This is a genomic window from Streptomyces sp. NPDC005899, assembly GCF_040629645.1.
Lineage (GTDB): Bacteria > Actinomycetota > Actinomycetes > Streptomycetales > Streptomycetaceae > Streptomyces.
Window position 1 is genome coordinate 46,669 of record NZ_JBEXWB010000011.1, and the last position, 7,390, is coordinate 54,058.

Sequence of the window (7,390 nt, forward strand, 5' to 3'; positions counted from 1 at the left end):
GGACACGGCCGGAGGAGCACGCCGCCGCATGCCTTCCGGCCGGGCCCGGACACGGCAATCCGCCGGGCCCGGCGCACCGCGCCCGGCCGCCGGCGATGAGTTCCGCGTGGTGCGCCGGTCTGTGTGGTGTGGACGCCATGACTCCGAACGCCCTCGTCGTCACCGGCCGGGTCACCCCGGCCGACGTGCCGGCGCTCCGCGCCGAGCTCGAGTCGCTGCTGGCCGGCGCGCCCGAGGCCGCGGTGGTGGACTGCGACGTGGGCGGTGTCGTGTGCCCGGATCTGGCCCTGGTCGAGGCGGTGGCCCGGCTGGGGCTCGTCGCACGCCGGGCCGGAGCCCGGCTGCGGCTGCGCAACGTCCCGGGCGAACTCCGCTCCCTGCTGGCCCTGGTGGGCCTGACCGACGCGACGGGGCAGATCCGGCTGGACCCGCCCTGACACCCCGCGGCACGGGCCGGCGCCGTCCCGGACACGCGTGCCGCCCCGCGTGCCGGGACGTCACGCGTCCAGGCGGTCCGGCAGCCCGAACAGCGGGAACCAGCGCGGGGTGTCCAGGAAGCAGTGCAGTCCGGTGATCGCGCCGTCCGAGACGTCGAGGACCTGCACCGCCCACGGGACGTGACCCGGGCCGTCGGGGTCCGGCTTGTAGTGCGCGAAGGCCGGGGCGCCGTTGGCCCGCGTGGCCACCAGCCGGGAGTTCGCGCAGCTCGCCCCCATGGAGAGCATGAAGCCCGTGATGTCGTCGTGGCCCCGGAGCCAGAGGTCGAACGGCGGCATGGTCATCACGGCGTCCTCGTGGAGCAGGGCCGTCAGCGCCGTCATGTCGTACCCCTCGAACGCCGCCACATAGCGGTCCAGGAGTTTGCGCTGCTCCTCGTCCAGCGGATCGGCGGTGTCCGGTGCCCTGCCCGCCGTCTCCGCGAGGGTCGCCCGGGCGCGCTGCAGCGCGCTGTTGACCGAGGCGACCGTCGTCTCCAGCAGCTCCGCGACCTCACTGGCCCTCCAGGCCAGGACCTCACGCAGGATGAGCACCGCCCGCTGCTTCGGCGGCAGGTGCTGGAGGGCGGCCATGAACGCCAGGCGCACCGACTCCTTGGCCACCGCGGCCTCGGCCGGATCGGCCGTCGACGGCAGGACGCGCCCGTCCGGCATCGGCTCCAGCCAGGTGTTCTCCGGGCGCGGGGTGAGCGCGGCCTGGGCCAGCGGCGTGGGACCGGTCAGATCCACCGGCCTGGCCCGCTTGTTGCCCGCGTTCAGCATGTCCAGGCAGACGTTCGTCGCGATGCGGTAGAGCCAGGAGCGCAGGGAGGAGCGGCCCTCGAACTTGTCGAAGTTGCGCCAGGCACGCACCATCGTGTCCTGGACCGCGTCCTCCGCCTCGAAGGCCGAGCCGAGCATCCGGTAGCAGTAGCCGGTCAGCTCGACCCGGTGTCCCTCCAGACGGCTGTCGATGCCGGCCGTCGCCGTCGGATCACTCATCGCTCCACCCCTGTCGTGCTGTGACACCGCTCACTCAGCACTGCGGAAGCTACCCCAGGGCACTGACAACGGGGACGGGAAGCGGGAAAGCCCCTGCTCAGGTGCCGGGCTTGCGTCCGTACACGAAGACGTCGTCACCGTTCTTCAGCAGCTTCCAGTATGACTTCGCGTCCGCCGGCCGCATGTTGACGCAGCCCGCCGAGCCCGGGTTGTTGTACATGGACTTGGTGACCGAGTGGAACGCCTGGCCGCCGTCGAAGAACTGGGCGTACGGCATCCGGACGTCGTAGAGCGTCGACCAGTGGTCGATGTTGCGCCAGTAGACCTTCCTCGCGCCGGTCCGCGTCTCCGCGCCGTCACGGCCCGTCCGCACCGGCACCGGACCGAACTTCAGCTTGGCGCCGTCCTGGATCCAGCTCAGCTGCCGCGTCAGGTCCACGCACGCGATGCGCCCCCTGTCGGTGGGACACTTCTTCGCGGCGTTGGGCTTCTTGCCCGCGGCCTTCTGCGCCGTGATCGTCGTCATCGTGCGCCAGGTGACGGGACCCGCGTACCCGATGGCCGGGGTGACGCCCTTCGCCACCTGGAAGGCGCGGATCGCCTTGCAGTCGGCCGTGGACTGCCGCCCGTCCGCGGTCCGCTTCAGCCACTTCTCGACCTGCTTCTGGTACGGCCCCTTCGCGGCCGTGCAGGAGGCCGCCTGGGCGGTCGTGCCCGTGCTCAGGACCAGGGCCGGTACGGCCATGAGCCCGGCGACGGACAGCGCGGCTCCACGCCGCGTCGTCGCGCCGCGTATCTTCCCCGAGATGCGCATTCGTCTGCTCCCCTTCGCGCGGTGTGTGACTCCGCTTGTTGGACGCGCGCGGCGGAGCGGCGGTTGTGCGGAAACAGGTCTCAGTTGTGCACGGCCCCCACCGGGCGGGCCCGGAGCCGTTCGGCCCGGGCGGCCCTCGTCCCGTACAGCGTGATCGACACGACGCCGAGCACCGCCAGCAGGCCCAGCGCGACCGTGCCCGCCCAGCCGCCGGCGTGGAAGGCGACCGCGCCCAGCGTGCCCCCCGCGCTGGAGCCCAGGTAGTACGCCGACTGGTAGAGCGCCGACGCCTGGGCGCGGCCGGTCGTCGCCGTCCGGCTCACCGACGAGGAGGCGACCGCGTGCCCGGCGAAGAAGCCGGCCGTGATCAGGACCAGGCCCAGCAGGACGGCGGCCAGCCGGTCGGCCAGCGAGAGCAGCAGGCCGGCGGCCGTCGTGGACACGGCGAGGTACAGCGCGCCCCGGCGGCCCAGCCGGGCGACGAGACGCCCGGCCGCCGCGGAGGAGACCGTGCCGACCAGGTAGACGAGGAAGACCGAGCCCACGATCCCCTGCGGGAGGCCGAACGGTGCTTCGACGAGCCGGTAGCCGATCACGGTGTAGACCGCGCCGAACACCGTCATGAACAGGGCGCCGATCGCGTACAGCCGGCGCAGCAGCGGATCGGCGAGATGGCCGGTGACCGTCCTGGCCAGGGCCCGGGGGTCGAGCGAACCGGGCGTGAAGTGCCTGGCCTTGGGGATCATGAAGTGGAACACGACGGCGCAGGCGGCGGCCAGCAGCCCCACCGCGCCGAGGGCGGCGCGCCAGCCCCACAGCTGGGCGACCCAGCCCGTGAGGATGCGGCCGCTCATGCCGCCGATGCTGTTGCCGGCCACGAACAGCCCGATCGCCGCCACCAGGGCCTTGGGCCGCACCTCCTCGGCCAGGTACGCCATCGCCGAGGCGGGCAGTCCGGCCAGCGCCGCGCCCTGGACGGCGCGCAGGGCGATCAGCCAGCCGAGCGACGGGGCGAAGGGGACGAGGAGCCCGACCAGTACGGCGACCGTCAGCGACGCCGTCATCATCTCCCGCCGACCGAAACGCTCGGAGAGGGCGCTCAGCGGCAGCACGCACAGGGCCAGCGCCCCCGTCGCGGCGGAGACCGTCCAGCTCGCCCGGCCGGCGGTGGCGCCGAAGGAGGCGGAGACGCCGGGCAGCAGCGCCTGCGTGGAGTAGAGGAGGGCGAAGGTCGCGATCCCGGCGGCGAGGAGCGCGAAGCTCATCCGGCGGTGGCCCGGGCGGCCCGGCGCGAGGCGGTCCGGCTCGGAGCGGACCGGTCCGGAGCGGACCGGGGCGGTCGGGGGAGCGGCGACGGCGGATGACGGAGCGGAGGCGCCCAGCACGACGGTGGACGCCCCGGTACTGGCAGGAGGCATACCCAGAACGTAGGCTTCCGGGTTTCATGCGTCCAATGCATGAAACCCTCATAATCGTTCCCATGGTGCATCAATACAGCTCACAGCCACGGCTGTCACCGAGTAGTTACGAAGAAGACATCCGGGCCGTGCTCGCGCCCCGCCTCGCGTACTTCGAGGCGGTGGCCCGGCACGAGCACGTCACGCGTGCCGCGCACGAGCTCGGTGTGCCGCAGTCGACGCTCTCGCGGGCCATGGTGAGGCTCGAACAGGACCTGGGCGTCGCCTTGCTCGCCCGCCGCGGCCGCACCGTCTCGCTCACCCCCGCCGGCCGCACCTTCCTCGGATCGGCCGAACGCGCGCTGGCCGAGGTGGAGAAGGCGGCCGACTCGGTGCGCGCGGACGCCGACCCGGCCTCGGGCAGGGTCGCCTTCGGCTTCCTGCACACCATGGGTTCCGAGACCGTGCCCGCGCTGCTCCGGGCCTTCCGCGCCGACCACCCCCGGGTCCGTTTCCAGCTCGTCCAGAACTACGGCGAGGCGATGCTCGAACGCCTGCGGGCGGGCGACCTCGACCTCTGCCTGACCTCCCCCGTCCCCGAGGCCCCCGACCTGGTGGCCCGCCGCCTGGACGAGCAGCGGCTCCGCCTGGTCGTCCCGGACGACCACCGCCTCGCCGGGCGCCGCCGCGTCCGCCTCGCCGAGGCCGCCGAGGAAGCCTTCGTCACCCTGGAGCCCGGTTACGGCCTGCGGCGGATCACGGACGACCTCTGCGCGGAGGCCGGCTTCACGCCGCGGGTCGCGTTCGAGGGCGAGGAGGCCGAGACGCTGCGCGGGCTGGTCGCCGCCGGGCTGGGGGTGGCCCTGCTCCCGCCGCCCGCGGTCGCCCGGCCGGGCGTGGTCGAGCTGACCGTCACGGCGCCGCGCGCCGCCCGTGAGATCGGGGTCGCCTGGCTCGACGGCCACCCCGACACGCCGCCCGTCGCGGCGTTCAAGCGCTTCCTGCTGTCCCGGCGCGGGAACCTGCTGCCGGACTGACGGACCCACGGGCCCGCCCGGTGGCGCACGGGCCCGCCCGGTGCCCGTGCCCCGGCGGGCCTCCCCGGTGCGTTCAGGGCCGCAGCGACCTGCCGAAGCCGGCGGCCAGCGGCATGCGCAGTCCCAGCGGCGGCGGGGCCGCGAACGCGTCGGCGACCGGTCGCGCGTAGGACCGGGCGAGGAGGGAGCCCCGGACGAAGTCCGCGGCCAGGGCCGTCACCTCGGCCCGGTACCGGCGCAGCGCGTGCCCGTCGGAGTGGACCTCGAAGCGGCAGGTGTCCCGGTTGGACTTCTTGACGCGCTCCGCCAGCCGGTAGGACAGCTCCGGGCTCGTCCGGCCGTCCCTCGTGCCGTGCACGATCAGCACCCGCCGCCCCACGAGGTGCTTGACCGGCTCGGGGGCCTGCGCGGGGGTCTGCGCCTCCGGCAGCCACGGGGCCATCGCCAGCACCGATCGGACGGCGGCGTGGCCGCCCGCGCGCAGGGCCGCCCGGCCGCCCATCCCGTGCCCGGCGAGGCAGACGGGCACGTCACCGTAGCGGCGCACGGCCTCGTCGGCGGCCCACTCGGCGTCGGCCGCCGGATCCGCCCCGGCGTTCCAGCCCCGGTGGCGGTAGCGCACGACGTGGACGGCGAGTCCGTCGTGGCGGCCGGCCCGCGCCAGGGTCCGGGCGAGCGGCAGCTGCCGGGCGTAGGAGAGGGCGGAGGGGCGGCGGTGCGACGCGGCCGCGCCGTCCGGGAGCAGCAGGACCACTCCGCTGATCCCGGACGGCGCTCCGGCCGTGCGGACGGCTGGTCCCAGCCTGGCGGCGGGCGGCGTGAGTAAGCGCTCTGACATGACTGAACAGTGTCAGAAGGGCACGCGGTTTTCCTCCGGCCCGGCGGTCACTGTTACACATCGGCGCCAGCGCTCTACGCGCGTAGGCGCTAGAGTGCCAAGATGACGAGCCAGACCCTGAACGTCCCCGATTCCGACCAGATCCGCCGTGCGCCCAAAGTGCTCCTGCACGACCACCTCGACGGTGGCCTCCGCCCCGGCACCGTCGTCGAGCTCGCGCTCGCCCAGGGCTACGAGGCCCTCCCCGAGACCGAACCGGACAAACTCGGCACCTGGTTCCGTGAGGCGGCGGACTCCGGTTCGCTGGAGCGCTACCTGGAGACGTTCGCCCACACCTGCGCCGTCATGCAGACGCGCGACGCCCTGTTCCGGGTGGCCGCCGAGTGCGCCGAGGACCTCGCCGAGGACGGCGTCGTCTACGCCGAGGTGCGGTACGCGCCCGAGCAGCACCTCACCGCGGGCCTGACCCTCGAAGAGGTCGTCGAAGCGGTCAACGAGGGCTTCCGCGAGGGTGAGCGCAGGGCCCGCGCCAACGGCCACCGCATCCGCGTCGGGGCCCTCCTCACGGCGATGCGGCACGCCGCCCGGGCGCTGGAGATCGCCGAGCTCGCCAACCGCTACCGTGACACGGGCGTGGTGGGCTTCGACATCGCGGGCGCCGAGGCGGGCTTCCCTCCCACCCGGCACCTGGACGCGTTCGAGTACCTCAAGCGCGAGAACAACCACTTCACCATCCACGCCGGCGAGGCCTTCGGGCTCCCGTCGATCTGGCAGGCCCTGCAGTGGTGCGGCGCGGACCGGCTCGGACACGGTGTGCGCATCATCGACGACATCGAGATCGCCGACGACGGCACGGTGAAGCTCGGCCGTCTCGCCTCCTACGTGCGCGACAAGCGCATCCCGCTGGAGATGTGCCCCACGTCCAACCTCCAGACCGGGGCGGCCTCCTCGTACGCCGAGCACCCCATCGGGCTGTTGCGCAAGCTCCACTTCCGCGCCACCGTCAACACGGACAACCGGCTGATGAGCGGGACGAGCATGAGCCAGGAATTCGAGCGGCTGACCGAGACCTTCGGATACACACTCGACGACATGCAGTGGTTCACCGTCAACGCGATGAAATCGGCGTTCATTCCTTTCGATGAACGTCTGGCGATGATCAACGACGTCGTGAAGCCCGGTTACGCGGAACTCAAGTCCGAATGGCTATTCCGTCAGACCGTCACGACCAGCGGTTCTGTGCGTACGGCGGGCTGAGAAAGGCTTACGGGCGACGGCCGGGGGTGGTGGATCCCGGCCGTTTTCCGTGTCCCGGCATGTTTGCGGGAGGCGTCAGCGGCTGACTACGTTGCAGAGCCGTTCACATCCCCTTCCCCAAGGATGAAAGTAATATGAAGCAGACTGCTGTCAGGACCCTCGGCGTCGTCGCCCTCGGCGCCGCTTTCGCCGCCGCCGGCGCGGGCAGTGCCTCCGCCGTCGCGCTGCCCGTCGACTCGTTGGCCGGCGTGCTGCCCGCGAACATCGCGCTCGACTCCGTGACCGACGCCCTTCCCGCCGTCCAGAAGGCATCGGGCGGCCTCCTCGACCAGCAGCAGGCAGGCCACGCGGTCAAGACCAAGGGCAACAACCTGCTCGGCGGCATGCCCGCCGGCGGGCTGACCAGCCTCCTGCCCCTGGGCCGCTGAGCGACGCGCTCGACACGGCTGTGGGGGGCGCCCCCCGCTCGGGGGGGGGGCCCCCACCCCGGGGCGCGGCGCGGCCCCGCCGCGCACCCCGCCGTCGGGGGGGGGGGCTTGTGCGCGGGGAGGCACACCCACACCGCCCGC

Annotated in this window: 8 protein-coding genes; 4 read left to right on the top strand and 4 right to left on the bottom strand. The window is 73.2% G+C overall.

Annotated elements, in window-relative coordinates:
* Positions 1-95 precede the first annotated feature (95 nt).
* On the top strand, positions 96-437 hold the full coding sequence (locus ABZ371_RS03025; RefSeq protein ID WP_358672824.1) for an STAS domain-containing protein: 342 nt from the start codon (positions 96-98) through the stop codon (positions 435-437).
* Between the two features lie 60 nt (positions 438-497).
* On the opposite strand, the gene ABZ371_RS03030 is transcribed toward ABZ371_RS03025, so the two are convergent.
* From ABZ371_RS03030 to ABZ371_RS03040, 3 genes are all read right to left on the bottom strand, one after another.
* The gene (locus tag ABZ371_RS03030) at positions 498-1,478 is read right to left on the bottom strand and encodes a sigma-70 family RNA polymerase sigma factor (protein WP_358672825.1); all 981 of its coding nucleotides are present in this window, start codon (positions 1,476-1,478) and stop codon (positions 498-500) included.
* A gap of 97 nt (positions 1,479-1,575) precedes the next feature.
* A complete protein-coding gene (locus ABZ371_RS03035; RefSeq protein WP_358672826.1) occupies positions 1,576-2,292 on the bottom strand; it encodes a L,D-transpeptidase in 717 nt (238 codons plus the stop codon).
* 80 nt (positions 2,293-2,372) lie between these two features.
* Positions 2,373-3,710 carry an MFS transporter gene (locus tag ABZ371_RS03040; RefSeq protein WP_358672827.1) on the bottom strand — a complete coding sequence of 446 codons (1,338 nt, stop codon included), beginning with the start codon at positions 3,708-3,710 and terminating at the stop codon, positions 2,373-2,375.
* A gap of 62 nt (positions 3,711-3,772) precedes the next feature.
* Here ABZ371_RS03040 and ABZ371_RS03045 point away from each other — a divergent pair, with 62 nt between their 5' ends.
* Positions 3,773-4,726, top strand: coding sequence for a LysR family transcriptional regulator (locus ABZ371_RS03045; RefSeq protein WP_358672828.1), 954 nt, complete (start codon positions 3,773-3,775; stop codon positions 4,724-4,726).
* A 73-nt stretch (positions 4,727-4,799) separates the two neighbouring features.
* On the opposite strand, the gene ABZ371_RS03050 is transcribed toward ABZ371_RS03045, so the two are convergent.
* Positions 4,800-5,480, bottom strand: a complete 681-nt coding sequence (locus tag ABZ371_RS03050) for an alpha/beta hydrolase (RefSeq protein WP_358672833.1) — start codon at positions 5,478-5,480, stop codon at positions 4,800-4,802.
* Positions 5,481-5,666: 186 nt separating this feature from the next.
* Between ABZ371_RS03050 and ABZ371_RS03055 the strand changes: the two genes are divergently transcribed.
* Both ABZ371_RS03055 and ABZ371_RS03060 read left to right on the top strand, forming a co-directional pair.
* Complete coding sequence (locus tag ABZ371_RS03055) at positions 5,667-6,821, top strand: adenosine deaminase (protein WP_358672829.1); 1,155 nt, start codon at positions 5,667-5,669, stop codon at positions 6,819-6,821.
* Positions 6,822-6,955: 134 nt separating this feature from the next.
* On the top strand, positions 6,956-7,249 hold the full coding sequence (locus ABZ371_RS03060; protein ID WP_358672830.1) for a hypothetical protein: 294 nt from the start codon (positions 6,956-6,958) through the stop codon (positions 7,247-7,249).
* The last annotated feature ends 141 nt before the right edge of the window (positions 7,250-7,390 follow it).

Excerpts from the sequence above, each read along its gene's own strand:
- ABZ371_RS03025 (WP_358672824.1), top strand. The coding sequence starts at position 96 with ATGAGTTCCGCGTGGTGCGCCGGTCTGTGTGGTGTGGACGCCATGACT.
- ABZ371_RS03030 (WP_358672825.1), bottom strand. The coding sequence starts at position 1,478 with ATGAGTGATCCGACGGCGACGGCCGGCATCGACAGCCGTCTGGAGGGA.
- ABZ371_RS03035 (WP_358672826.1), bottom strand. The coding sequence starts at position 2,292 with ATGCGCATCTCGGGGAAGATACGCGGCGCGACGACGCGGCGTGGAGCC.
- ABZ371_RS03040 (WP_358672827.1), bottom strand. The coding sequence starts at position 3,710 with ATGCCTCCTGCCAGTACCGGGGCGTCCACCGTCGTGCTGGGCGCCTCC.
- ABZ371_RS03045 (WP_358672828.1), top strand. The coding sequence starts at position 3,773 with ATGGTGCATCAATACAGCTCACAGCCACGGCTGTCACCGAGTAGTTAC.
- ABZ371_RS03055 (WP_358672829.1), top strand. The coding sequence starts at position 5,667 with ATGACGAGCCAGACCCTGAACGTCCCCGATTCCGACCAGATCCGCCGT.
- ABZ371_RS03060 (WP_358672830.1), top strand. The coding sequence starts at position 6,956 with ATGAAGCAGACTGCTGTCAGGACCCTCGGCGTCGTCGCCCTCGGCGCC.